This window comes from Pseudomonas sp. AP3_22 TE3818 (assembly GCF_053628995.1).
The window spans coordinates 1,611,629-1,637,119 of record NZ_JBRJHL010000001.1; the positions used below are offsets into that span (position 1 = coordinate 1,611,629).

The 25,491-nt window shown below is 60.9% G+C and carries 23 protein-coding genes; 10 read left to right on the forward strand and 13 right to left on the reverse strand.

All coding sequences use genetic code 11. The features are described from left to right. Nucleotides 1-267: 267 nt before the first annotated feature. The gene (locus tag AB7M25_RS07525) at nucleotides 268-3,159 is read right to left on the reverse strand and encodes a ribonucleoside-diphosphate reductase subunit alpha (protein WP_007980117.1); all 2,892 of its coding nucleotides are present in this window, start codon (nucleotides 3,157-3,159) and stop codon (nucleotides 268-270) included. Nucleotides 3,160-3,899: 740 nt separating this feature from the next. Between AB7M25_RS07525 and AB7M25_RS07530 the strand changes: the two genes are divergently transcribed. Then, nucleotides 3,900-4,622 (forward strand): response regulator, encoded by a 723-nt coding sequence (locus AB7M25_RS07530; RefSeq protein WP_102699803.1) that lies wholly within the window; start codon nucleotides 3,900-3,902, stop codon nucleotides 4,620-4,622. Then, nucleotides 4,619-6,229: an ATP-binding protein gene (locus tag AB7M25_RS07535; protein WP_258682191.1), complete on the forward strand. Its 1,611-nt coding sequence runs from the start codon at nucleotides 4,619-4,621 to the stop codon at nucleotides 6,227-6,229. The genes AB7M25_RS07530 and AB7M25_RS07535 overlap by 4 nt, the downstream gene beginning before the upstream one ends. A 124-nt stretch (nucleotides 6,230-6,353) precedes the next feature. On the opposite strand, the gene AB7M25_RS07540 is transcribed toward AB7M25_RS07535, so the two are convergent. Together AB7M25_RS07540 and AB7M25_RS07545 are read right to left on the reverse strand one after the other, a co-directional pair. After that, a complete protein-coding gene (locus tag AB7M25_RS07540) occupies nucleotides 6,354-7,079 on the reverse strand; it encodes a 4'-phosphopantetheinyl transferase family protein (protein WP_454237133.1) in 726 nt (241 codons plus the stop codon). Nucleotides 7,080-7,291: 212 nt separating this feature from the next. Beyond that, the gene (locus AB7M25_RS07545; protein WP_454237134.1) at nucleotides 7,292-8,083 is read right to left on the reverse strand and encodes a dienelactone hydrolase family protein; all 792 of its coding nucleotides are present in this window, start codon (nucleotides 8,081-8,083) and stop codon (nucleotides 7,292-7,294) included. Between the two features lie 146 nt (nucleotides 8,084-8,229). Here AB7M25_RS07545 and AB7M25_RS07550 point away from each other — a divergent pair, with 146 nt between their 5' ends. The 3 genes from AB7M25_RS07550 to AB7M25_RS07560 all read left to right on the forward strand — a co-directional run bounded on the left by AB7M25_RS07550 (nucleotide 8,230) and on the right by AB7M25_RS07560 (nucleotide 10,973). Continuing rightward, nucleotides 8,230-8,832: a hypothetical protein gene (locus AB7M25_RS07550; protein WP_454237135.1), complete on the forward strand. Its 603-nt coding sequence runs from the start codon at nucleotides 8,230-8,232 to the stop codon at nucleotides 8,830-8,832. A gap of 120 nt (nucleotides 8,833-8,952) precedes the next feature. Next, nucleotides 8,953-9,630, forward strand: coding sequence for a response regulator transcription factor (locus AB7M25_RS07555; RefSeq protein WP_218479515.1), 678 nt, complete (start codon nucleotides 8,953-8,955; stop codon nucleotides 9,628-9,630). Next, nucleotides 9,627-10,973, forward strand: a complete 1,347-nt coding sequence (locus tag AB7M25_RS07560) for an ATP-binding protein (protein ID WP_218479517.1) — start codon at nucleotides 9,627-9,629, stop codon at nucleotides 10,971-10,973. The genes AB7M25_RS07555 and AB7M25_RS07560 overlap by 4 nt, the downstream gene beginning before the upstream one ends. A gap of 151 nt (nucleotides 10,974-11,124) precedes the next feature. On the opposite strand, the gene AB7M25_RS07565 is transcribed toward AB7M25_RS07560, so the two are convergent. Further along, nucleotides 11,125-12,123 (reverse strand): AraC family transcriptional regulator, encoded by a 999-nt coding sequence (locus AB7M25_RS07565; protein WP_454237136.1) that lies wholly within the window; start codon nucleotides 12,121-12,123, stop codon nucleotides 11,125-11,127. Nucleotides 12,124-12,461: 338 nt separating this feature from the next. Here AB7M25_RS07565 and AB7M25_RS07570 point away from each other — a divergent pair, with 338 nt between their 5' ends. Next, nucleotides 12,462-13,796, forward strand: coding sequence for a dicarboxylate/amino acid:cation symporter (locus tag AB7M25_RS07570; RefSeq protein WP_429386334.1), 1,335 nt, complete (start codon nucleotides 12,462-12,464; stop codon nucleotides 13,794-13,796). A 144-nt stretch (nucleotides 13,797-13,940) separates the two neighbouring features. Continuing rightward, a complete protein-coding gene (locus AB7M25_RS07575) occupies nucleotides 13,941-15,122 on the forward strand; it encodes a CaiB/BaiF CoA transferase family protein (RefSeq protein WP_429386336.1) in 1,182 nt (393 codons plus the stop codon). A 120-nt stretch (nucleotides 15,123-15,242) separates the two neighbouring features. On the opposite strand, the gene AB7M25_RS07580 is transcribed toward AB7M25_RS07575, so the two are convergent. Together AB7M25_RS07580 and AB7M25_RS07585 are read right to left on the reverse strand one after the other, a co-directional pair. After that, nucleotides 15,243-15,737, reverse strand: a complete 495-nt coding sequence (locus AB7M25_RS07580) for a SprT family zinc-dependent metalloprotease (protein WP_007980095.1) — start codon at nucleotides 15,735-15,737, stop codon at nucleotides 15,243-15,245. Nucleotides 15,738-15,894: 157 nt separating this feature from the next. Further along, nucleotides 15,895-16,497, reverse strand: a complete 603-nt coding sequence (locus AB7M25_RS07585) for a Yip1 family protein (protein ID WP_015096459.1) — start codon at nucleotides 16,495-16,497, stop codon at nucleotides 15,895-15,897. 283 nt (nucleotides 16,498-16,780) lie between these two features. On the opposite strand from AB7M25_RS07585, the gene ttcA reads away from it, so the two are divergent. Together ttcA and AB7M25_RS07595 are read left to right on the forward strand one after the other, a co-directional pair. Then, nucleotides 16,781-17,605, forward strand: a complete 825-nt coding sequence (ttcA, locus tag AB7M25_RS07590; protein ID WP_015096458.1) for a tRNA 2-thiocytidine(32) synthetase TtcA — start codon at nucleotides 16,781-16,783, stop codon at nucleotides 17,603-17,605. A gap of 128 nt (nucleotides 17,606-17,733) precedes the next feature. After that, complete coding sequence (locus AB7M25_RS07595) at nucleotides 17,734-18,408, forward strand: DNA-3-methyladenine glycosylase I (RefSeq protein WP_429386340.1); 675 nt, start codon at nucleotides 17,734-17,736, stop codon at nucleotides 18,406-18,408. Nucleotides 18,409-18,508: 100 nt separating this feature from the next. On the opposite strand, the gene AB7M25_RS07600 is transcribed toward AB7M25_RS07595, so the two are convergent. The 3 genes from AB7M25_RS07600 to arsC are packed head-to-tail and all read right to left on the reverse strand — an operon-like array spanning nucleotide 18,509 to nucleotide 19,882. Beyond that, nucleotides 18,509-18,934, reverse strand: coding sequence for a DUF2069 domain-containing protein (locus AB7M25_RS07600; RefSeq protein ID WP_429388511.1), 426 nt, complete (start codon nucleotides 18,932-18,934; stop codon nucleotides 18,509-18,511). Nucleotide 18,935: 1 nt separating this feature from the next. Continuing rightward, nucleotides 18,936-19,532, reverse strand: coding sequence for an NAD(P)H:quinone oxidoreductase (wrbA, locus tag AB7M25_RS07605; protein WP_104449061.1), 597 nt, complete (start codon nucleotides 19,530-19,532; stop codon nucleotides 18,936-18,938). Beyond that, complete coding sequence (arsC, locus tag AB7M25_RS07610; RefSeq protein WP_104449060.1) at nucleotides 19,529-19,882, reverse strand: arsenate reductase (glutaredoxin); 354 nt, start codon at nucleotides 19,880-19,882, stop codon at nucleotides 19,529-19,531. Before arsC ends, wrbA begins: the two co-directional genes overlap by 4 nt. A gap of 114 nt (nucleotides 19,883-19,996) precedes the next feature. Between arsC and AB7M25_RS07615 the strand changes: the two genes are divergently transcribed. Beyond that, entirely contained in the window at nucleotides 19,997-20,464 is a 468-nt protein-coding gene (locus tag AB7M25_RS07615) for a TlpA disulfide reductase family protein (RefSeq protein WP_104449059.1), read from the forward strand. A gap of 187 nt (nucleotides 20,465-20,651) precedes the next feature. Here AB7M25_RS07615 and AB7M25_RS07620 read toward each other — a convergent pair whose 3' ends face one another. From AB7M25_RS07620 to AB7M25_RS07635, 4 genes are all read right to left on the reverse strand, one after another. After that, a complete protein-coding gene (locus tag AB7M25_RS07620) occupies nucleotides 20,652-21,056 on the reverse strand; it encodes an META domain-containing protein (RefSeq protein WP_095963697.1) in 405 nt (134 codons plus the stop codon). After that, nucleotides 21,056-21,490, reverse strand: coding sequence for a hypothetical protein (locus tag AB7M25_RS07625; RefSeq protein WP_015096451.1), 435 nt, complete (start codon nucleotides 21,488-21,490; stop codon nucleotides 21,056-21,058). The genes AB7M25_RS07620 and AB7M25_RS07625 overlap by 1 nt, the downstream gene beginning before the upstream one ends. A 77-nt stretch (nucleotides 21,491-21,567) precedes the next feature. Continuing rightward, entirely contained in the window at nucleotides 21,568-22,560 is a 993-nt protein-coding gene (locus tag AB7M25_RS07630; RefSeq protein ID WP_454237137.1) for a 2-hydroxyacid dehydrogenase, read from the reverse strand. Nucleotides 22,561-22,716: 156 nt separating this feature from the next. Beyond that, on the reverse strand, nucleotides 22,717-25,470 hold the full coding sequence (locus tag AB7M25_RS07635) for a response regulator (RefSeq protein ID WP_429388519.1): 2,754 nt from the start codon (nucleotides 25,468-25,470) through the stop codon (nucleotides 22,717-22,719). Nucleotides 25,471-25,491 lie beyond the last annotated feature (21 nt).

Here is a 25,491-nt window from a genome sequence, read left to right on the forward strand (position 1 = left end):
GGACAGTGCTGCATAAAAAGCCCCTCGAGAGAGGGGCTTTTTTGTGGCCTGTGGTTTTGTGTTGGAGGTGATGGCCTCTTCGCGGGCAAGCCCGCTCCCACAGCTGATCATGTTTATCTGGAAAGAATCGGTTCCCTGTGGGAGCGGGCTTGCCCGCGAAAGCGTCAGATCAGTCACCGCTTTCCTTGAGGCAAAAGAAAACCCCCGACCCGCCAGAGGCAGATCGGGGGTTTTTAGTCAGCACCTTTCAGTGCTTACCGGCTCAGCTTATTGGCAAGCTTCGCAATCCGGCTCGTCGATGGCGCAAGCCTTCGGCACTGGAGCAGGGCCGGCAGGCGCTGCCAGGACCGAATCTTCACCGTGGTTGCCGCCGCTGGAAACAGCGTTCAGCTTGCCGGTGTTGATGGTCGACTTCTCGGTGCTGGTCGCGGCCAGGGCACGGAGGTAGTAAGTGGTTTTCAGGCCACGGTACCAGGCCATGCGGTAGGTCACGTCCAGCTTCTTGCCCGAAGCGCCGGCGATGTACAGGTTCAGCGACTGAGCCTGGTCGATCCACTTCTGACGACGGCTGGCAGCGTCGACGATCCACTTGGTGTCCACTTCGAAGGCGGTCGCGTAGAGCTCTTTGAGTTCCTGCGGGATGCGCTCGATCTGCTGCACCGAACCGTCGTAGTACTTCAGGTCGTTGATCATGACCGAGTCCCACAGGCCGCGAGCCTTGAGGTCGCGAACCAGGTACGGGTTGATCACGGTGAATTCGCCCGACAGGTTCGATTTCACATACAGGTTCTGGTAGGTCGGTTCGATCGACTGCGATACGCCGGTGATGTTGGCGATGGTCGCGGTCGGTGCGATGGCCATGATGTTGGAGTTACGAATGCCTTTCTGTACACGGGCGCGAACCGGTGCCCAGTCCAGGGTTTCGTTCAGGTCGACATCGATGTACTTCTGGCCACGGGCCTCGATCAGGATCTGCTGCGAATCCAGCGGCAGGATGCCTTTGGACCACAGCGAACCCTGGAACGTCTCGTACGAGCCGCGCTCGTCGGCCAGGTCGCAGGAAGCCTGGATCGCGTAGTAGCTGACCGCTTCCATCGACTTGTCGGCGAACTCCACGGCAGCGTCGGAACCGTACGGGATGTGCTGCAGGTACAAGGCGTCCTGGAAGCCCATGATGCCCAGGCCGACCGGACGGTGCTTGAAGTTGGAGTTCTTCGCTTGCGGCACCGAGTAGTAGTTGATGTCGATCACGTTGTCGAGCATGCGCACGGCGGTGTTCACGGTGCGTTGCAGCTTGGCGGTGTCCAGCTTGCCGTCGACGATGTGGTTCGGCAGGTTGATCGAACCCAGGTTGCAAACGGCGATCTCGTCCTTGTTGGTGTTCAAGGTGATCTCGGTGCACAGGTTCGAGCTGTGGACCACACCGACGTGCTGCTGCGGACTGCGCAGGTTGCACGGGTCCTTGAAGGTCAGCCATGGGTGGCCGGTTTCGAACAGCATGGACAGCATTTTGCGCCACAGGTCTTTGGCCTGGATGGTCTTGAACAGCTTGACCTTGCCCGGGTACTCGGTCAGGGCTTCGTAGTACTCGTAGCGCTCTTCGAAGGCCTTGCCGGTCAGGTCGTGCAGGTCCGGCACTTCGGATGGCGAGAACAGGGTCCACTTGCCGTCATCGAAGACACGCTTCATGAACAGGTCAGGGATCCAGTTGGCGGTGTTCATGTCGTGGGTACGACGACGGTCATCACCGGTGTTCTTGCGCAGCTCGATGAACTCTTCGATGTCCATGTGCCAGGTTTCCAGGTAGGCACACACAGCGCCTTTGCGCTTGCCACCCTGGTTAACGGCAACGGCGGTGTCGTTCACGACTTTCAGGAACGGAACCACGCCCTGGGATTTGCCGTTGGTGCCCTTGATGTACGAACCCAGCGCACGAACCGGCGTCCAGTCGTTGCCCAGGCCGCCGGCGAATTTCGACAGCATGGCGTTGTCGTGGATCGCGTGGTAGATGCCCGACAGGTCATCCGGCACGGTGGTCAGGTAGCAGCTCGACAGCTGTGGACGCAGGGTACCGGCGTTGAACAGGGTCGGGGTCGAAGCCATGTAGTCGAAGGACGACAACAGGTTGTAGAACTCGATGGCACGGGCTTCGCGGTCTTTCTCTTCGATCGCCAGGCCCATGGCCACGCGCATGAAGAAGATCTGCGGCAGTTCGAAACGCACGCCATCCTTGTGGATGAAGTAACGGTCGTACAGGGTCTGCAGGCCCAGGTAGGTGAATTGCTGGTCGCGCTCGTGGTTGATCGCCTTGCCCAGTTTTTCCAGGTCGAAGGAGGCCAGCTCAGGGTTCAGCAGCTCGTATTCGATACCCTTGGCGATGTAGGCCGGCAGCGCCTTGGCGTACAGGTCGACCATCTCGTGGTGGGTGGCGCTTTCGGCGACGCCGAGGAAGCCCAGGCCTTCGGCACGCAGGGTGTCCATCAGCAGGCGGGCGGTCACGAACGAGTAGTTAGGCTCGCGTTCAACCAGGGTACGGGCCGTCATCACCAGGGCGGTGTTGACGTCGGTCAGGGCCACGCCGTCGTACAGGTTCTTCAGGGTTTCGCGCTGGATCAGGTCGCCGTCGACTTCTTCCAGGCCTTCGCACGCTTCGGTGACGATGGTGTTCAGGCGGCCCATGTCCAGCGGCGCCAGGCTGCCGTCGGCACGGGTAATGCGGATCGACGGGTGCGCTTGTACCGGCTCTTCGGTGGTACGAACGGCACGTTCCTTGGAACGGGCATCACGGTAGATCACGTAGTCGCGAGCGACTTTCTGTTCGCCGGCACGCATCAGGGCCAGTTCGACCTGATCCTGGATTTCTTCGATGTGGATGGTGCCGCCCGATGGCATGCGACGCTTGAAGGTCGCGGTGACCTGTTCGGTCAGGCGGGCAACGGTGTCGTGGATTCGCGACGAGGCAGCAGCGGTGCCGCCTTCAACTGCGAGAAACGCTTTGGTGATGGCGACGGTGATTTTGTCATCGGTGTAGGGAACGACAGTGCCGTTACGCTTGATCACGCGCAGTTGGCCAGGCGCGGTGGCGGACAGATCCGAATTCGAATCAGCGGCCTGCGGCAAGGTGCCCTGCGGGTTCTCGCGAGTTGTGTCGGTTTGCATGGGGGAGTGTCTCCACATTCTCTATGTTTGTTTGGGCACCATCACGGTGCCCACCGTTCCGTCCTGAAGCACTACAACCGGCGAGCGCCGGGCATAACAACTTCGGGACAGTAGGAAGGGGGCTTTATGGGGCGCCGCTTCCATGCCGAAGTCTTTGGTCTCACGCCTTGGGCCTGAAACCTTGGTCCTTTGCAGGTGACAGTTGGGACTGCAACACCCGTACCGTTTTCACCACTCGGGGCCGAAACACAGTAGCCATCCGCATGCGCGGTTTGGTCTTTCGAAAATACGTTTGGTTCAACCGGACAGAGGCAATAAAAGCGCTTGAAATTGGTGTCTGGTTTGTGTTTGGTTTTTTGCGCAAAACCCTATATCTAGGGTTTTTTTAGCGCCGGGCTACAAGATAATGCGTTTTAGGGGAGGATTGCAACGTACTACCTGTGGATAAACCTGTGCGTAAATTGTGTGTGAAAGAGGGAACCGGCGTGTAGGCCGCGACGCTGCTGGACCGGACCTTTTTTCAGTGATTTTCTGCGATCGAAAACGCTCGGTCGGATTTTTAAGGGCGCGAACCCTATCACAAAAAACCGCGTTGTCCGAACGCATTTACCTGCTTGTGTTCTCGACGGGCGGCGTTTATACATTCGGCTCAGCGTGTATACATATTTGTCCCCCCGAATCATTACAAAAAGACGGGCGGATCCTTCCTTATTAGTGGTTTTGGCAAGCAGAGGTCACCCGTGGAGCAAGAAGCCTGGCAGGTATTGATTGTGGAGGACGACCAGCGACTGGCCGAACTGACCCGCGATTACCTGGAAGCCAATGGCCTGCGGGTGTCGATCGAAGGGAATGGTGCCCTCGCTGCGAACCGCATTATCAAGGAGCAACCGGACCTGGTGATCCTCGACCTGATGCTCCCCGGCGAAGATGGCTTGAGCATCTGCCGCAAGGTCCGCGCCCGTTATGACGGCCCGATCCTGATGCTCACCGCCCGCACCGATGATACCGACCAGATCCTCGGCCTGGACCTGGGGGCTGACGACTACGTCTGCAAACCGGTACGCCCGCGCCTGCTGCTGGCGCGCATCCAGGCCTTGCTGCGCCGTAGCGAAACGCCCGAAGTCGCCCCGGAAAAACAGCGGCGTCTGCAGTTCGGCCCGCTGATCGTCGACAACGCCTTGCGTGAAGCCTGGTTGCAGGGCAACGGCATCGAGCTGACCAGCGCCGAATTCGACTTGCTCTGGCTGTTGGTGGCCAATGCCGGGCGCATTCTCTCCCGGGAAGAAATCTTCACTGCGCTGCGAGGTATCGGTTATGACGGTCAGGATCGCTCCATTGATGTGCGCATCTCGCGCATCCGCCCGAAGATCGGCGATGACCCGGAGCATCCACGGCTGATCAAGACCGTGCGCAGCAAAGGCTATCTGTTCGTTCCCGAGGCTTGCGTAGACCAGACCCTGTGAACTCGATCTTCCTGCGTATCTATGGCGGCATGTGTGCCGCGCTGATTCTGGTGGCGGTGCTTGGTGTGCTGGCGTTGCACCTGCTCAATCAGGTGCGCAGCGAGCAATACCGCGAGCGCCTGGCCCACGGCACCTTTTCGCTGATGGCCGACAACCTGCAACCGATGAACCAGACCGAGCGCCATCGGGCCTTGCTGGTGTGGGAGCGGTTGCTGGGCATTCCGCTGGCGCTGAAGACCTTTGCCGAGACTGACCTCGACCTTACCCAGCGCACCCGTGTGTTGCGCGGCCAGGCATTGGTGGAACAGACCGGCCCGCACGCGGCGAAGGTCTACAAGCTGGTCAGCGACAAGGAACAGTTGATGCTGACCGGGGAAGTGCAGCAGATCAGCGAGCAACTGGCCCGGGCGACCATCTACCTGTTGACCGATGAGCTGGTGCGCACCCCCGTAGCCGATCAGCCCATGCGTCTGGCGCAATTGAAGCAAGACAAGGGCTTTGGCTTCGACCTGCGTCTGGTCACGGTTGACGAGGCGGACATGGACGAAGACCAGAGCCGTCGGGTATCCGAGGGCGACACCGTGATGGCGCTGGGCAAGGAAGGCGATTCGATCCGGGTGTTTGCCGGCATGGTCGGCACGCCGTGGGTCCTGGAAATCGGCCCGTTGTATCAGATGAACCCTTATCCCCCGCAATGGCTGGTGCTGATCGCCGCGCTGGGCCTGACGCTGATCGGTTTGATCGTTTATCTGTTGGTGCGCCAGCTCGAGCGGCGTTTGCGTGGCCTGGAGGCCGCCGCCACGCGCATTGCCCAGGGCAGCCTGGAAACCCGCGTGCCGGCGCGCGGCGCGGACTCGGTGGGGCGGCTGGCTTCGGCGTTCAACGGCATGGCCGAACACTTGCAGCAGTTGTTGGCGATCCAGCGCGAACTGGTGCGCGCGGTGTCCCACGAATTGCGCACGCCGGTGGCGCGCCTGCGCTTTGGCCTGGAGATGATCGGCACGGCCACCACGCCGCAAGCCCTGGAAAAATACTGCCAGGGCATGGACAACGACATCGAGGATCTCGACCGGCTGGTGGACGAGATGCTGACTTACGCGCGGCTCGAACAGGGTTCTCCGGCACTGAACTTCCAGCGGATCGATCTGGATGCCTTGGTCAACCAAGTGATTGAAGAACTGGCGCCGTTGCGTGCCGACGTCACGGTACAGCGGGGTTTGTGCCTGTCGGCCGCCGATAACGACGATGCCTGGGTCGAGGCCGAACCGCGTTATCTGCACCGGGCGATCCAGAACCTGGTGAGCAACGCCATGCGCCATGCGCAATCACGGGTGACCATCAGCTATCAGGTGGGGCAGCAGCGCTGCCGGGTGGATATCGAGGATGACGGGCCGGGGGTGCCAGAGTCGGCGTGGGAGAAGATCTTCACGCCGTTCCTGCGTCTGGACGACAGCCGTACCCGTGCGTCAGGTGGGCATGGGCTCGGGTTGTCGATCGTGCGGCGCATCATCCACTGGCACGACGGGCGTGCGTTGATCGGCAAGAGCAAGAGTCTGGGTGGGGCGTGTTTCAGCCTGAGCTGGCCGCGTAATCAGGAGAAGCGTTGAGATTTTCGGTGAATGTTCAACCGCTTTCGCGAGCAAGCCCGCTCCCACAGTTGACTTGTGTACGACACAAAACCTGTGGGAGCGGGCTTGCCCGCGAAGGGGCCCTGCCAAACACCGAAAATCGTCAGGCCTTGATACTGACCAGACTCAACAACTGCCCATCCTTGACCCCGAACTGCGCATCCAGCTCGGTGCCGTTGCTCCATTCGCGGGACAAATCCGTGAGCAGTCGCAACCGCACCTCACCCGACTCACGCCACTCCAGCACTTCGGCGTGTTCGAAATAAAACCGTTGTTGAACGATCGGATAGAGTGCCTTGAACAGGCTTTCCTTGACCGAGAACGTCAGGGTCACCAGCAAGGCCCGTTGCTCGCGAGGACCGAGCGCCATGCGTTGTAGCTCCGGCGGGTTGAGGATTTCCCCGGCCAGGCGTTCGGCGCGTTCGACATTGAGCAGGTTTTCCAGGTCCATGCCCAGGCCGCGCCAATGGCTTTTGTTCGCGACAATCGCCGCGGCCCGGCCCGTGCTATGAGTGATCGAGCCCGTGATATGAGCAGGCCAGACCGGTGCCCGGTCTTCACCAATGGCCGGAATGACGCTCAAACCTTCCAGGCGCTGTAACGCGGCCCGGGCACACACCCGCCCGGCGAGAAACTCCGCCTGCCGTTTGGCGACAGAGCGCTGAATGCTCGCCGGCACCTCCACTGCGCTGCGCTGAAAGTCATCGCTGGCCAGTCGGGCGCTATCGAAGTGAGTGCTCAACAGAACCGTATTGGGCAGCGCGAACGGCAGCGGCCAATGGTCATCGAGGGGGGTGCAGCAGATGGGCAGGGCGGGGGTTGAATTCATGTCAGGCATTTTGCCGGGTTGGCTTGGGACTGGGTAGTAGCAGATGGCTTTTGTGGTGAGGGAGCTTGCTGTGGCGAGGGGGCTTGCCCCCGTTCGGCTGCGAAGCAGTCGTAAATCCTGCAACCGCGCCCTATCTGGCCCAATGCGATTGCAGGTTTTGGGGTGGCTTCGCCACCCAACGGGGGCAAGCCCCCTCGCCACAGAGGGCGGTGTCAACCAAAGATCTTTTTGAAGAAAGCCTGCATATCCGCCCACGACTTTTCATCCGCCGCCTTGTTGTAGCCAATGTCCGGCCCGCCATGATCGCCATGGCCCAGTCGATCGGCATCCGGGTTGGTGAACCCATGCTTGGCGCCATCGAGGCTGACGAATTCATAGTCGGCGCCGGCCTTGTCCATCTCGCTCTTGAAAGCCGTGATGTTTTCCGGGGTGACGATGCTGTCCAGGGCCCCGTGTTCCACAAGGATCTTCGCCTTGACGCTGCCTGGCGTTGCCGGCGTATGGGTCGCCAACGCGCCATGGAAACTCACCACGCCTGCCAGTGGCACGCCTTGTCTGGCGGCATTGAGCACCACGCCACCGCCGAAGCAGTAGCCGACGGCGGCGATTTTATGCGGATCGGTTTGCGGTTGTTTTTTCAACAGGTCGAGCCCGGCCTGGAACCTCGCGCTGGACACGGCACTGTCCTTGTTCACCGCTTGCATGAACGCCATGGCGTCCTTGGGGTGCTCGGTATTTTTGCCGTCACCGTACATGTCGATGGCCAGGGCGCTGTAGCCCAGGCCGGCGAGATCCCGGGCGCGGCGCTTGGCGTAGTCGTTCAGGCCCCAGAACTCATGCACCACCACGACCCCGGGGCGCGGGCCCTTGAGAGTGTCGTCGTAGGCGAAGTAGCCAATCATTTTCGTGCCGTCGGCGCTTTGGTAGGGGATTTCCCGGGTCTGGATGGCAGCCTGGCTGAGCCCGCTCAAGGCCAGCAGGAGGGCGGCGAAGAACATGCGCATGGTCGGAACTCCTGTTGAAACGTGTCGAAACATTCGGGAAAGGGCGGTTCAGCCCAGGTTCAGAGTGCGTTCAGGGGGAGTTCAGGGCGCGGTGCGTAACCTTGCCCCGTACCCAAAAAACAAACGGCACATGAGGAAACTCCCCAATGACTGCATTCAAAAAACTGCTTCTGGCATTCACGGTTCTGGGCGCTAGCACCGCAGCCTTCGCGTCCGACGACAACTTCGCCAGCCTTACTCTTGGACAGACCAGCGACAAGGTCAAAAAATCCCACGCACTGAACGACAACCTCAATCACCCGAACGCCGATGGTGTGATCGGCAAGGACACCACCTGGGGTGTGCGTCTGGGCCAGCAGAATAGCCAGGGCCGTTACTACGCCACTTACGACAACGTGTCGGGCTCGCACAACGGCATTAAACTGCGTCAGGAAAACCTCCTGGGCAGCTACGATCTTTTCTTCCCGGTGGGCGGCAGCACCAAATTGTTCGGCGGCGCCACGGCGGGCCTGACCAAAATGACCCAGGAGTCGTCAGGTTTCAGCCGCGACAGCGATATCGGCTACGCCATCGGTGGCCAGGTGGGGGTGCTGCAACAGGTTTCGCAGAACACCTCGGTTGAACTGGGTTACCGTTACCTGCGCAGCAACGCCAGCACCGAGATGAGTGAGCGCGGTGGCAGCAAGCAGGGTTCGCTGGACCTGACCAGCAGCGCCCAGACCTACCTGTCCGCCAACTACGCTTTCTGACAAGCGTTTCGTGAGCGGCCTGCGCCGGATCGGTCCGAGTGACTGATCCGGCGTTGCCATGTTAGCTATTGAGGTGCGAAGTTGCGCCTCTGGAGATGTTGAGTTGCCCGGGAGAGTGTTATGAAACTGCTGGTCGTCGAAGATGAAGCGTTGCTGCGTCATCACCTGAAAACCCGCCTGACGGAGAGCGGCCACGTGGTCGAGTCCGTGGCCAACGCCGAGGAGGCGCTGTACCAGACCGCGCAATTCAACTTTGACCTGGCGGTGATCGACCTCGGTCTGCCGGGCATGAGCGGGCTCGACCTGATCCGCCAGTTGCGTTCAGGTGGCAAGACTTTCCCGATCCTGATCCTCACCGCGCGCGGCAACTGGCAGGACAAGGTCGAAGGCCTGGCCGCCGGCGCCGACGATTACGTGGTCAAGCCGTTCCAGTTCGAAGAACTGGACGCTCGCCTGAATGCCTTGCTGCGCCGCTCCAGCGGTTTCACCCAGTCGACCATCGTCGCTGGCCCGCTTTTGCTGGACCTCAATCGCAAACAGGCGTCCCTCGACGAACAACCCCTGGCACTGACCGCGTATGAGTACCGCATTCTCGAATACCTGATGCGCCACCATCAGCAAGTGGTGCCCAAGGACCGCTTGATGGAACAGCTCTACCCGGATGACGACGAGCGTGATCCGAATGTGATCGAGGTGCTGGTCGGCCGTCTGCGCCGCAAGCTGGAGGGGCCGGGCGGCTTCAAGCCGATCGACACCGTGCGCGGCCTGGGCTATCTGTTCAATGAGCGTTGCACTTGATCCGTTCGCTGCGCATTCGCTTGATGCTCGCCGCCACGCTGTTGGCGGTGTTGTTCATGCTGGCGTTGTTGCCGGCGATGCAGGGCGCCTTCAGCCTGGCGTTGCAGGACTCCATCGAGCAGCGTCTGGCATCGGACGTGACCACGTTGATCTCCGCCGCCCGGGTGGAGAACAACAGCCTGCAGATGCCGGCGCAATTGCCCGACGAACGTTTCAACCTCACCGACAGCCGACTGCTCGGCTATATCTATGACCGTGAAGGGCATCTGGTCTGGCGCTCAAAGGCAACCCGGGAAGAACGCATCAATTACAAGCCACGCTATGACGGACGTGGCAACGAGTTTGCGCGCATCCGCGAAGCCAACGGCCAGGAATTCTTCGTCTACGACGTCGAGGTCAAGTTGCTCGGCGGCAAAAGTGCAGCCTTCAGCATCGTGGCCCTGCAACCGGTTCGCGAGTACGAACTGACCCTCGAAGGCCTGCGGGAAAATCTCTATCTGGGTTTTGGTGCGGCACTCCTGGTGCTGTTGGCATTGCTGTGGATCGGCCTGACCTGGGGCTTGCAGGCATTGCGGCGCTTGAGTCAGGAGCTGGACCAGATCGAAGGTGGTACCCGCGAAAGCCTCAGCGAGGAGCATCCCCGGGAATTGCTACGCCTGACCGGCTCCCTCAACCGTTTGCTGCACAGTGAACGTGAGCAGCGCAGTCGCTACCGTGATTCCCTCGATGACCTGGCCCATAGCCTGAAAACGCCACTGGCGGTGTTGCAGGGCGTTAGTGAAGACATGGCCCAGCGTCCGGAGGATCGCGATCAGGCCTGGGTGCTGCAAACCCAGATCGAGCGCATGAGCCAGCAGATCAGCTACCAGTTGCAGCGCGCCAGCCTGCGCAAGAGCGGTCTGGTACGTCATCAGGTGCACTTGCACCCGGTGCTGAAAAGTCTGTGCGACACACTGGACAAGGTCTATCGCGACAAGCGCGTGCACGTTGCGTTCGACCTGCCCGACCCTTGCCATGTACCGATCGAGCAGGGCGCTTTGTTGGAAATGATGGGTAACCTGCTGGAAAACGCCTATCGCTTGTGCCTCGGCGAAATACGCATCAGCGTGCGTGAAACCCTTAGTGGCACCGAGTTGTGTGTCGAGGACGACGGCCCTGGCGTACCGCCGGATCAGCGCGCACGGATTCTCGAGCGCGGTGAGCGCCTGGACCGTCAGCATCCGGGGCAGGGCATCGGTCTGGCAGTGGTCAAGGACATCATCGAGAGCTATAGCGCCCAGCTGACCCTGGGGGATTCACCGATGGGCGGGGCGGCGTTCCGGATTCATTTTCCGGTGGTTTAACCTGGAGTTTGATTGTGCTTCTACTGGCCTCTTCGCGAGCAAGCCCGCTCCCACATTCGACCGCGTTCCCTCTGACGGAACAGGGCCAAATGTGGGAGCGGGCTTGCTCGCGAAGAGGCCAGTGGAGACAGCAAAAACTCGGCCTTGGAAATCAGTGTTCCTGCGCCCGATAAGCCCCCGGTGTCAGCCCGGTCCACTTCTTGAACGCCCGGTGAAACGCCGACGGTTCGGAAAACCCCAATTGCTCGGCGATCTGTTGCAACGACAGGTCGGCGCGGCTCAGGTGGTAAATCGCGATGTCCCGGCGCAACTGGTCCTTCAATTCCTGAAAGCTCGTGCCCTCGTCACGCAAATGCCGGCGCAAGGTTTGCGGGCTGATGTGCAGGTGTGCGGCCACGGCTTCCAGGTCGGGCCAGCGTGAACTGTCTCGGCTCAGCAAGCGGCGTAAACGGCTGCTCAGGCTGTCGCCGTCATCCGGACGCGAAAGCAGGTTTGCCGGGGAGTGCTCAAGAAAATGCTTGAGAGTGCGCTCATCCTGCAACAGCGGCATGGCCAGGTAGCGGCTGTGAAACAACAGGCTGCTCTGAGGGCGTGAAAACTCAAGCGGGCAGGAAAACAGCAGGTCGTACTCGGCGCCGTGTTCCGGTCGGGGGTAGCTGAACGTGGCCTGCTCCAGGCGAATGCGCTGGCCGATCAGCCAACTACCGAAGCGGTGCCAGATCACCAGCAGGGCCTCGGTCAGAAAGTGGTCCGGGTCCCAAAGCTGCGAGTCATCCAGGCTCAGGCGGACCCATTCGTCCTCGTGAGTCAGGGTCAAACGCGGAGTCCCGGGGAATAGGCTATAAAACAATAAGCCGCGATTGAGAGCCTTATCCAGGCTGCGGCAGTGGATCACGGCATGGCACATCATCGCGAAGCTGCCCGGTTTGCTCGGGGCTTGCCCGAAGCCCAGGTACTCGTCGTCCAGTGCCAACCATAAGGCTTGAATCAGTTGGGTGAATTGCTCTGGAGTGATGCGCGCCCGGGGTTCGTCGAGCAACTCGGGGCTGATTCCCAGTTGTTGTAGCAGGCCCGAATAATCGTAGCCGTGCCGACGTGCACCACCCAGGGCGGCGCGGGCGAAATGACTGGCGATGGTGCGTTCGCGCATGGCAGCAGGCCTGACCGTTGAACGACGGATGGTAGCTGGGCACTGCGGGTATGAACAGGGCGGATATCCGCCAAATTGCAGGACGACTTTTAGTGGAAGGGCGGAAATCCGCCACACCGTTGTAACCGCCCGGTGACAGGGAATTCGCTGCAACCCCTGATATCAAAAGGCTTGCAGGGTTTTTACGGAAGGTGGCACGGGCCTTGCGATACAACGAGCAGATGCCTGCCGTTGCGCAGCTCGAAAAAACAAATCCCTCCAGTGCAGGAGGGTTCGCAATTGCGGTGTTGCGGGCAACAGTTGGATGTTGTCACCGGACACCCTTGAGGAACTTTGCAATGACGACTCGTCAGCCACTGTACAAATCCCTGTATTTCCAGGTGATCGTTGCAATTGTCATCGGTGTTTTGCTCGGTCACTTCTATCCGCAGCTCGGTGTGGCGGTAAAGCCGCTGGGTGACGGGTTCATCAAACTGATCAAAATGATCATCGCCCCGATCATCTTCTGCACCGTCGTCAGCGGTATCGCCGGCATGCAGGACATGAAAGCGGTCGGCAAGACTGGCGGTTACGCACTCCTTTACTTTGAAATCGTTTCGACCATCGCTTTGCTGGTGGGTCTGGTCGTGGTCAACGTCGTGCAGCCAGGCGCTGGCATGCACATCGACGTAAGCACCCTGGATGCCTCCAAAGTCGCTACCTACGTAGCGGCTGGTGCTGATCAAAGTGTGATCGGCTTCCTCCTCAACGTGATTCCGGCCACCATCGTTGGCGCATTCGCCACGGGCGACATCCTGCAAGTGCTGATGTTCTCGGTGATCTTCGGTTTCGCCCTGCATCGCCTGGGTGCCTACGGCAAGCCGCTGCTGGACTTCATCGATCGCTTCGCCCATGTGATGTTCAACATCATCAACATGATCATGAAGCTCGCGCCGATCGGTGCCTTCGGTGCCATGGCCTTCACCATCGGTGCCTACGGTGTCGGCTCGCTGGTGCAGTTGGGTCAGTTGATGGCGTGCTTCTACATCACCTGCCTGCTGTTCATCCTGATCGTGCTGGGCTCCATCGCTCGCATGCATGGCTTCAGCGTGCTGAAGATGATCCGCTACATCCGTGAAGAGCTGCTGATCGTGCTCGGCACTTCTTCTTCGGAATCGGTGCTGCCACGCATGCTGGTCAAGATGGAGCGTCTGGGCGCGCAGAAATCCGTCGTGGGTCTGGTGATCCCGACCGGTTACTCGTTCAACCTCGATGGTACTGCCATCTACCTGACCATGGCCGCGGTGTTCATTGCCCAGGCAACTGACACTCACATGGACATCACGCACCAGATCACCCTGCTTGTGGTGTTGTTGCTGTCCTCCAAAGGCGCCGCCGGTGTAACGGGTTCGGGCTTCATCGTATTGGCAGCCACCCTGTCCGCCGTCGGCCACCTGCCGGTTGCCGGCCTGGCGCTGATCCTCGGTATCGACCGCTTCATGTCCGAAGCCCGTGCCCTGACCAACCTGATCGGTAACGCCGTGGCGACCATCGTTGTGGCCAAGTGGGTCAAGGAACTGGACACCGACGTGCTGCAAGCGGAACTGGCCTCGGGCGGTCGCGGCATCGCCGACGAGCCTAAAGACGATGTTTTGGGCCACGTCGAAGGGGCAACCCCGACGAACGCCAAGTAAGCCTTGTTGTAATGAAAAACCCGCTTCGGCGGGTTTTTTCATGCCCGGCGTTTGAGCGTAACGGTCATTGCAAGTGGCGCATAAGGTGATTGCTGCAATGTCGTTGGCTGCCTAGGCTGGAGGCATTGTTAAGGGAGAACGTTCATGCTCGGTCCATTGGCATCACTCAAAGTTCTGGATTTCTCGACACTGCTGCCGGGGCCGTTCGCCTCGTTGCTGCTGGCGGACATGGGCGCCGAAGTGCTGCGCATCGAATCACCGACCCGCCTGGATCTGCTGCGGGTGTTGCCACCCCACGATCAAGGGGTATCGGCCAGTCATGCCTACCTCAACCGCAACAAGCGCAGCCTCGCCCTGGACCTCAAACAGCCTGAGGCGCTGGATGTCATCAAGCAGCTGTTGCAGGACTACGACATCGTGCTGGAGCAATTTCGCCCCGGTGTCATGGAGCGACTGGGCCTGGGGTATGACGTCCTGAAGGCGATCAACCCAAAACTGATTTACGTGTCGATCACCGGCTACGGCCAGACCGGCCCCTACAAGGACCGCGCCGGCCATGACATCAACTATCTGGCCTTGTCCGGGCTGGCGAGTTACACCGGCCGAGCCGACAGTGGGCCTCTGCCGTTGGGCATGCAGGTGGCGGATGTCGCCGGTGGTTCGCTGCACGGGGTGATTGGCTTGCTGGCGGCGGTCATCGCCCGGCAGCAAACCGGTCAGGGCCAGCACCTGGATGTCAGCATGACCGACTGCGCGTTCAGCCTGAATGCGCTGGCGGGTGCCGGATATCTGGCCTGTGGCGTCGAGCCGGGGCCGGAAAACCAGGTGCTCAATGGCGGCAGTTTTTACGATTACTACCGCTCCCGGGATGGGCGTTGGCTGTCGGTGGGCAGCCTGGAGCCGGTGTTCATGAAGCAGTTGTGCACGGCATTGGGGCTGGAGGAACTGGCTGGCCTCGGCCTGTCACCGCAACCGGCGCACCAGAAACAGCTAAAGGACGCGTTGAGGGTCGAATTTGAAAAGCATGATTTTGCCGAGTTGCGTGCGCTGTTCGCTGAGCTGGATGCGTGCGTCGAACCGGTGTTGAGCCTGGGAGAAGCGCTGTGTCATCCGCAGTTGCAAGCGCGGGAGTTGGTGACCGAGGTGCCGCGGGACGATGGCTCAACCCAGGCGCAGATGGCTTGTCCGCTGAAGTTTTCAGAGGGCTTGCCTGAGCCGAAGCATATCGGCGCGGCGCTGGGGCAGCATACGGATCAGGTGTTAGGGGAGTTGGGGTTTGGTGCTGAGCGGATTGCTGAATTGCGGCGAGCCAAGGTGATTCTCTAGCGTCTGCTTCGGCCTCTTCGCGAGCAAGCCCGCTCCCACATTGGATCTATGCCATACCGGAGGTCCCCTGTGGGAGCGGGCTTGCCCGCGAAGAGGCCAGTACAGCCACCGCAAATCTCGCTACTCGACCCGCATCTCCCCACTGAACACCAAGGTGTTGCGACACCGCCGGCACAGGTACCGCCGCCCTTGCCGCACCAGGCTGTGGCGCTGGGCCGAGAACGGGAAGTCGCTGTCGGCGCACGGGCATTTGTAAATGTAACGAGTCACGCTACGGCGTTTGACGTCATAGGTGTGGCAGCGGTTGGGTGGTAGTTCGTACACGCCGCGCATGATCAACTGCCACTCTTCGCCATGGGGCTGGATGCGGTCGCCGAACAGCTGGTGGGCGATCAGGTGCGCGACTTCATGGGCCACGGTCTGCTTGAGGAAATCCTCGGTATTCTCCCGGTACAGCTGCGGGTTGAAGCGCAGCAGGTTCTCGTGCAAATGCGCGACACCGGCTTTTTGTCCGCGCAGCTTGAGGCTCACCACAGGGCGCTTGAAAGGTCGTTTGAAAAAGGATTCGGCTAGTTGGAAACAGTCTTCGACGCGGGAATTGAGTTGCTCGGGCATGCTTGATGGATCTCCAGAGCGGTCGAGTATGCCGCAACCCTCGGGCCTTGCGAATCACCAGGTCGCCGAATGGTCGTGGGCTTTCTCGTTGCTGAAGAATGAAAAGGCCGCCTCGCGGCGGCCTTTGTCGGCAGTTCTGATTTTCGGTGATGAGCGGCTAATTGGTGTAGACCGGCCCCACGCCGAGTCCCCAGACAATCACAGTGAACGCCATGATGGCGACCAGCACCACCAGGCCTACGGCGAGCACAGAACTTGAAAACAGGAAGCCCTCGTCAGATGGAATGTTCATGAACGTCGGTAAGCCCACATACAGCAAGTACACCGTGTAGCAGATGGCTGCGGTGCCGACGATCATCCCCAGCCACAAGTGCGGGTACAGGGCCGCGAGGCCGCCGATGAACAAGGGGGTCGCGGTGTAGGTTGCAAACGCAATGCAGCGGGCCAGGCTTGGGTTGGCGTCATAGGTGCGGGCCATCCAGTGAATGAATGCGCCCATTACCGCGACACCCCCGAGCATCGCCAGGTACGACATGACCGTCATCCATATCGCGCTTTCTACGGTCAACATCACGGGAGGCCGATTGCCGATGACCCAGCCGACCTGTGTGGTGCCAATAAAGGCAGACACGGCGGGAATGGCCGCCAGGATCAGCGTATGGGTCAGGTACATGTGGCTGATGCTTTCCTCCTGGTCGCCACGGATTTCTTTCCATTCTTGGTCAGGGTGGGTGAAGAGCCCCACTACGTGATGGATCATGCCAGTCACTCCTCTTGTCTTTACCGTCGCCCCCCAGTGGAGCGCCTACGGGCCAATGCGGCCAAGCAAGTCACAGGTCTGAAATTTGTAAGCGACCTTATGTCGCAGTATAGGGAGGAGTTTCCCCGGGTGGAGTAGGGGCTTTAGAGCAAATCGCGCTGTAAACCCCCATGTTAATCGCCACCGGGTCTGTGCCGGGCAGCCCTTTTGGCGTTGCACTTCGCCCTTGAGGCGTTTTTGCGTAAAATGCCCGCCTTTCGTCACACCTCACGGATTTCGCGTCATGGGCACTCTCACGGTCAACCAGAACAAACTGCAAAAGCGCCTTCGCCGACAGGCCGGTGAGGCGGTTGCCGATTTCAACATGATTGAAGACGGCGACAAGGTCATGGTCTGCCTGTCCGGTGGCAAGGACAGCTACACCATGCTCGATGTGCTGATGCACTTGCAGAAGGTCGCGCCGATCAAGTTCGAGATCGTGGCCGTGAACATGGACCAGAAGCAGCCGGGCTTCCCGGAACATGTGCTGCCGGCCTATCTGAAAGAGCTGGGTATCGAGTACCACATCGTCGAGAAAGACACGTATTCGGTGGTCAAGGAGCTGATTCCGGAAGGCAAGACCACGTGCTCGCTGTGCTCGCGCCTGCGTCGCGGCACGCTCTACACCTTTGCCGATGAAATTGGCGCGACCAAGATGGCCCTGGGTCACCACCGCGACGACATCGTCGAAACGTTCTTCCTGAACATGTTCTTCAACGGCTCGCTCAAGGCCATGCCGCCGAAGCTGCGCGCCGACGATGGTCGAAACGTGGTGATCCGCCCGCTGGCCTACTGCAACGAAAAAGACATCCAGGCCTACTCGGACTTCAAGCAATTCCCGATCATTCCGTGCAACCTCTGTGGTTCCCAGGAAAACCTGCAGCGTCAGGTGGTCAAGGAAATGCTGCAGGACTGGGAACGCAAGACCCCGGGCCGTACCGAGAGCATTTTCCGCAGCCTGCAGAACGTGATCCCGTCGCAACTGGCGGACCGCAACCTGTTTGACTTCACCAGCCTCAAGATCGACGAAAGCGCTGCATCGCGCTTCGTCAACGTGGTCAACCTCTGATTAAAACTGTGGGAGCGGGCTTGCTCGCGAATGCGTAGTGTCAGTCGACATCAATGTTGAATGACGCACCGCCTTCGCGAGCAAGCCCGCTCCCACTCAGGTTTTCGTTTCAATCCTCAGGAGAGGGCATGCGTGATTACAAGTGGCTCAATGAATACTGTCTGAACCGCTTCGGTTCAGCGGCTGAACTGGAAGCCCATCTGCCCGTTCCCAAAACCCCGGCGCAATTGCGCAAGATCAGCGACGATCGCTACCTCTCGATGATGGCGCTACGGGTATTCCGCGCCGGGCTCAAGCACAGCCTGGTGGACGCCAAGTGGCCGGCCTTCGAAGAAGTGTTCTTCGGGTTCGACCCGGAAAAAGTCGTGCTGATGAGCGCCGAGCACCTTGAGCGGCTGATGCAGGACACGCGGATCATCCGTCACCTGGGCAAGCTCAAGAGTGTGCCGCGCAATGCGCAGTTCATACTGGACGTGGCCCATGAAAAGGGCAGCTTCGGCGAACTGATCGCCGACTGGCCGGTGACCGATATCGTCGGGCTCTGGACCTTCCTGAAAAAACGCGGGCATCAGTTGGGTGGCCTGTCAGCCCCGCGCTTCCTGCGGATGATCGGCAAGGACACCTTTGTGCCGAGCTACGACGTGGTCGCGGCTTTGAATGCGCAAGACATCATCGACAAGGTGCCGAGCAGTCTGCGCGACCTGGCATTGGTGCAGGACGTGTTCAACCAGTGGCATGTGGAAAGTGGCGGGCGGCCGATGAGCCAGATTTCGATGATGCTGGCCTACACAGTGAATCATTAAGACCGAGTCGCCCCCTTCGCGAGCAAGCCCGCTCCCACATGGGATCTGTGGCGTTCACAAATCCCCCTGTGGGAGCGGGCTTGCTCGCGAGGGCGACTGATCAGGCGACGGAAATCTCGCCTTCACCCGCCAGCTTGCGGTTCAACTGATAACGCCAGCGCACATACAACAGTGCCGAGCAAAACACCGCCAGGCTTGCGCCCATCTCCAGCAAGCCGAAGATTTGCCGGTTCGGGTCATAAGCGGCCAATGCGCCCTTGATGAAATACAGGTTCACCACAAAGCACATCCATGAATGCCCGCGAGGACTGCCGACGATCATGCCCGGCGCCAGTATCAGCAGTGGCACCAGTTCGATCAGCAGAATCACCCATGGCCGGGCGCCATGCAGGTCGGCGATCAGCAGGTAGTAGACGCACAGCAGGCCCACCAACCCCAAAAAGCACAGCAGGCTGATGACGCGCATCGCCCGCACCCGCGGCTCGAGCCAGTCAATGGCGGGGAGAATCTTCGGCTTCCTGGCCACTTCAGCTCTCCAGTTTCTGTGCAGTCTTGGCCAGGCGCATGCCCAGCGCGCGGCACAGAGCCACTTCATGGCTATCCAGGCCGCTTTTGCCGTCGGCACCGGCGTGGTGGCTGGCGCCGTAGGGCGTGCCGCCGCCCTGGGTTTCCAGCAGTGCCGATTCGCTGTACGGCAGGCCGGTGATCAGCATGCCGTGGTGCAACAATGGCAGCATCATCGACAGCAGGGTCGTCTCCTGGCCGCCGTGCAGGCTCGCGGTGGAGGTGAATACGCCGGCCGGTTTACCCACCAGGGCGCCGGTGAGCCACAGATTGCTGGTGCCGTCGAGGAAGTACTTGAGCGGCGCGGCCATATTGCCGAAGCGGGTCGGGCTGCCGAGTGCCAGGCCGGCGCAGTTCTTCAGGTCGTCGAGGCTGGCATACAGCGCGCCTTCGTCGGGAATCTCCGGCGCAACGGCTTCGCACTCGGTGGAAATCGCTGGCACCGTGCGCAGGCGGGCCTCAAGCCCGGCCTGTTCGACACCACGGGCGATCTGCCGGGCCATTTCGTTGGTCGAGCCGCTGCGGCTGTAGTACAGAACCAGAATGTAAGGTGCACTCATGGCAACAGTTCCAGGATCTGCTCCGGTGGACGACCGATGACGGCCTTGTCACCGACTTCGAGAATCGGTCGCTCCATCAGTTTCGGGTGAGCGGCGATGGCGGCGATCAATTGCGCTTCGCTCAGGCTGCCGTCGGCCAGATTGAGGGTCTTGTACTCGTCCTCGCCGGTGCGCAGCAGTTGCCGCGCGCTGATCCCCAGCTTGCCCAGCAGGTGCTGGATTTGCGTGGCGTCCAGCGGAGTGTCCAGGTAACGCACCACGGTCGGGGTCAGGCCACGGGCTTCAAGCAGTTCGAGCGCACCGCGGGATTTCGAGCAGCGCGGGTTGTGATAAAGCGTCAGATCGGTCATGAGCGGGTCGCATCTTGCGTAAGGTGGCAGCTATTCTAACTGTGCAGCGCGCAATCCAGAACCGTGAGAGGCGATGGGTCGCAGGCGCATTCAATTTTTGACAAGGAACACGACATGACAAGGCGACTGGCAGCAGCATTGGCGATCATCGGAGCGTTGATGCTGGGGGGCTGCGGGAATGACTATGGCATCGACCAGGACGGCCACAAGATCGCCGCCGATCGACTGGATGGCAAATGGCTGGTACTCAACTACTGGGCAGAATGGTGCGGACCCTGCCGTACCGAAATCCCGGAGTTGAACACCCTGGCCGAACAACTCAAGGACAAGAAAATCGGTGTGTTCGGGGTTAACTTCGACAACGTCCAGGGGCAGGAACTGAAGGGCGCGAGCGAGAAACTGGGGATCAAGTTCACGGTGTTGGCCCAGGACCCTGCCGAATTGTTCGAATTGCCGCGCAGCGAGGCATTGCCGGTGACGTACATCATCGATGACAAGGGCAAGGTGCGTGAGCAGTTGATGGGTGAACAGACGGCGGCGGGGGTGATGGCCAAGCTTGAGGCGTTGCAGGCGAAGAATTGATCAGAGGATTGTATTTACTGCTGGCGAGCGGGCTTTTTGTGGCGAGGGGGCTTGCCCCCGTTCGACTGCGTAGCAGTCGTAAACCGTGAATCTGATTAAGCGCTGTGGCTGAGTTTAGGGCTGCTTCGCAGCCCAGCGGGGGCAAGCCCCCTCGCCACAGGTATCACCTGGATTGGAACGGGGGCGATCAACCTTCCTCAAGCCACCAACGCAGCGGCTTGCCTTCGGCTGGCCAGAAGCGGATCTGCTCGATCGGGGAGACGTCCCAGCGCTGGACGTTTTCCAGGGCCTGCAGGAAGCGTTTTTCCTGCTCCATCAGCGCCGGCGCGCACAGTTTGCGGGTGCTGCCGATTTTGCCGAAGGTCAGTTTGTCGCCCTCCAGGGTGTACGGCGCGAACCAGTGGTTGCAGCCGCCATTGCCGTAGGCCCGGCCATCTTCACCGAGCGTGATGGTCAGGTGGCTGTAGTCCATCAGCGGCCGCTCGCCGATCCACTCCAGGATGTAGCTGCGATTGTGTTCAAGCTGCACCGGCTCGGCGGCGCAGCCCAGCAGGCTGGCACCGGCCATCGCGCTCAGGGCGAGGCGTTTCATCACGCAGGCTCCTGGCATTTCGGGCACAGGTGTTTCTCGCCGACGGTGGTCCAGCCCAGCTCGGCAATGCGCGCGGTGGCGGCAGGTTTTTCGGCCTTGTTGCCCAGCTTGGCGTCGACGGCGAACTCGAAGCTCAGCGCTTTGGCGCAGCTGTCGCAGTTCACTTGCCAGGTATGGATCGCCAGTTCGCCGAACACCGGGCCGCTGGCCACCGCGACCCATTGGCCGGGCGGATTGATCAGGTGGCGAACCGTTTCGACGGTCAGGCGCATGGACAAGTCCTTGGCGCCCTTGAGGGTCACGACCAGCACGTCGTTGTTGCGAATCGAGCCACCGTTGCCGGTGACCTGATAACGCCCCGGCACCAGGGCACGGCATTCGGTGAGGGTGTGTTGCGGGTTCATCAGGCTGTAGCGGAAATCGTGTTCGACCATGGGTCCTCCAAATATGCGCGATATGCTAGCACGGGCTTGCATGCCGCATCGCGCAGGCCGATGACCTTCGATCCGTTTCAGTCTCCCGTGACCAGGTTTTCCGGCGTGCCCGCCACCCAGGCGACGATGTTGCGCAACGTGGTGGCGGCAATCGCGTCCAGTGCTTCGTGGGTCAGAAAGGCCTGGTGCGCGGTGACGATCACGTTAGGAAAGGTCAGTAACCGGGCCAGCACATCGTCTTGCAGCGGCAGGTCGGAGCGATCCTCGAAGAACAGTTGCGCCTCCTCCTCATACACGTCCAGCCCCAGATAGCCGAGGCGACCGTCTTTCAACGCGTCGATCAGCGCCGGAGTGTCCACCAGGCCGCCACGTCCGGTATTGATCAGCATCGCGCCGGGCTGCATGTGCGCCAGTGATTCACGGTTGATCAAATGCTTGCTCTGCTCATTGAGCGGGCAGTGCAGGCTGATGATCTGCGATTCGGCCAGCAGTTGTGGCAGGCTCAGGTAGCGCGCGCCCAAGGCTTCGACCTGCGGGTTGGGGTAGGGGTCATAGGCCAGTAACTGGCAGCCAAAACCGTTCATGATTTTGGCGAAGGTGGCGCCGATCTGCCCGGTGCCGACTACGCCGACCGTCTTGCCCACCAGGTCGAAACCGGTCAGCCCCTGCAGCCTGAAATCCCCTTCGCGGGTGCGGTTGTAGGCGCGGGGCAAGCGGCGGTTGAGTGCGAGGATCAGCGCTACTGCATGTTCGGCCACGGCGTGGGGCGAATAGGCCGGGACGCGTACGATGGCCAGTCCCAGGCGTTTTGCCGTTGGCAAGTCGACGTGGTTGTAACCCGCCGAGCGCAGGGCGATCAAGCGCGTGCCTCCAGCGGCCAGGCGCTCGAGCACTGCCGCGCTGAGGTCATCATTGATGAACGCGCAGACCGCTTCATACCCTCGGGCGAGCGCTACCGTGTCGAGGCTCAGGCGCGCCGGCTGAAATTGCAGCTCGATGCCGGCCGGTTGCCCGGCCGCGAGAAAGCTGTCGATGTCGTAGTTCTGGCTGCTGAAAAGAATCGTACGCATGATTTCCTCTTTGCCTCGTTCTTGTAGGAGCCGGCTTGCCGGCGATGAGGGCCTCAAAGACTGCGGTGGGTTTCAAGTCCTCATCGCTGGCAAGCCAGCTCCTACAGAGTAGGTGGTGAGCTTACGCTGATATTTGATTCCCGCGATTGCGCTGCATCAAGCGTTCATTCGCGCGTGGGCTGCCAGGCGATTGATCGCCCGGTCGAGCTCGTCCAGTGCCACGCTGGCTTTCGGATCCTGTTGCTTGAGCAGGGTTTCGCTGCGTTGGCAGGCCGCACGCAATTGCGGTACGCCGCAATAGCGCGTCGCGCCATGCAGCCGATGGACCCGTTCGATCAGGGCGTTGTGGTCATTGCTCTGCTGAGCCAGACGGATGGCTTCGCGGTCCGCCTCCAGGGAGGCGAGCAGCATCGCCAGCATGTCTGCGGCCAGATCAGCCTTGCCGGCGGCCAGGCGCAATCCTTCCTCGTGGTCGAGCACCAACAGGTCATGGGCGCCGCCGTGCCCATCGCCGGAGCGCTCCGGGCTGTGATTGCGCAGTGCCAGGCCGCTCCACTTCAGTACCACCTGAGCCAATTGTCGTTCACTGATCGGTTTGGTCAGGTAGTCGTCCATCCCACTTTGCAGCAGTGCGCGTTTTTCGTTGGCCATGGCGTGGGCGGTGAGGGCCACGATCGGCAACGGCGTGCAATGCCGTTCGCTTTCCCACTGGCGAATCGCCTCGGTGCTCTGGCGGCCGTCCATGCCGGGCATCTGCACGTCCATCAATACCAGATCGAATGTCTCGTTCTGTACCGCCTTGACGGCGGCATAACCGCTTTCCACCGCGAGCACCTTGGCGCCCATGTCTTCGAGCAGGGTCTGCACCAGCATCAGGTTGGCCGGATTGTCATCGACACACAGTACCTTCGGTGCACGGCTGGACACCGGTTCGCCCGGCTCGCTGCGCATCGGGCGCGGGCTGACCAGGTCAGACAGGGAACGTCGCAGCTTGCGGGTACAGGCCGGTTTCGCCTGGAGCTGGCTGTGGGGGTTGGGCACGGAAAGGTGGAACAGCGTCTGCTCCGTGGTCGGGCACAGCACCAGCACTTTGCAGCCAAGGTGTTCGAGGTCCCAGATGTGCTGGTTGAGGCGTTCCGGCGGCATGTCGTTGCTGGTGATGCCGAGCACGGCGAGGTCGATCGCCTGATCGGTCTGGTGGGCGGCGGTGACGCCATTGGTCAGGCTTTCCAGGGTATTGAACGGCGTGGTGCTCAGACCGCAGTCTTCCAGTTGATGCTGCAACGCCTGCCGGGCCAGTTCGTGGTTTTCCAGCACCGCTACCCGGCGCCCGAGCAGAGGCGCGGCGGGCAGGTCTTCGGCATCGTCACGGGTTTTCGGCAGGCTCAGGCTGATCCAGAACTCCGACCCTTCCCCGGGCGTGCTGTCGACGCCGATCTCGCCGCCCATCTGTTCGATCAGGCGCTTGGAAATCACCAGGCCCAGGCCCGTGCCGCCGGGTTGCCGCGACAGCGAGTTGTCGGCCTGGCTGAAGGCCTGGAACAGGGCGCGCACGTCCTGGTTGGACAGACCGATGCCGGTGTCCTGAATGCTGATGCGCAGTTGCACGGTGTCTTCGTGCTCTTCTTCGAGCATGGCGCGGGCGACGATGGTGCCTTCGCGGGTGAACTTGATCGCGTTGCTCACCAGGTTCGTCAGGATCTGCTTGAGCCGCAGCGGGTCGCCGACCAGGGACAGCGGCGTGTCCCGGTACACCAGGCTGACCAGTTCCAGCTGCTTGGCGTGGGCGGCGGGGGCGAGGATGGTCAGGGTGTCCTGCAGCAGGTCGCGCAGGTTGAACGGAATATGGTCGAGCACCAGCTTGCCGGCCTCGATTTTCGAGAAGTCGAGAATCTCGTTGATGATGCCCAGCAGGCTGTCGGCGGATTTTTCGATGGTACCCAGGTAGTCGAGCTGGCGTGGGGTGAGCTCGCTTTTTTGCAAGAGGTGGGTGAAGCCGAGAATGCCGTTGAGCGGTGTGCGGATTTCATGACTCATGTTGGCCAGGAACTCGGATTTGATCCGGCTCGCTTCCAGGGCTTCCTTGCGCGCCAGGTCCAGCTCGATGTTCTGGATTTCAATGGTTTCCAGGTTCTGGCGCACGTCTTCGGTGGCCTGGTCGATGCTGTGCTGCAATTCTTCCTGGGCGTTTTGCAGGGTGCCGGCCATGCGATTGATGCCGGAGGCCAGTTCGTCCAGCTCCTGGCTGCCGAGGGGCGGCAAGCGGGTTTCCAGATGGCCGTCCTTGAGTTGCGCCACGGCCTGCTTGATCTGGCTCAGTGGCCGGTTGATCGTGCGACCCATGCGCAGGGCCAGCAGTGCCGCACCTGTCAGTCCGGCTGCGATCAACATCAGGCTGGCGAACAGACTGCGGTAACCGCGCAACAGCATGCTGTTATGGGACAGCTCCAGTTCGACCCAGCCCAGCAGGCGGTCGGCTTCCTCGGGAATCACGTCTCCGGCCAGGTTGCGGTGTTTGCCGAACACCGGCAGCAGATAGCGGGTCGCATCGTTACCACTGCGGCGCAGCATCTGCATGCCACTGCCGGAAGGCGTCTGGTTGAGCATGGTCGGGCCGGCGTGGGCCAGCAACGTGCGGTCAGGAGCCAGGAAGGTCACGGCCCGTACGTCGGTTTGTTCCAGGGCCTGGGTGGCGATGCGTTCGAGCAGTTCGTTGTCCTGATGGCCCATGGCTGGCGCCGCCAAGGGAGCCAACTGCTCGGCGATCATTTCTCCGCGCTGCATGAGTTGGGTTTGCAGGTCAGCCTGTTGCATCCAGGTAAAATACCCTCCCAGCACCAACGCCATCAGGCTGGTCGGCAACAGGGTCAGCAACAGCACGCGGCCTTTGATTCCCAGTTTCTTGAGCACGCATCTCTCCTGCATCCCGCT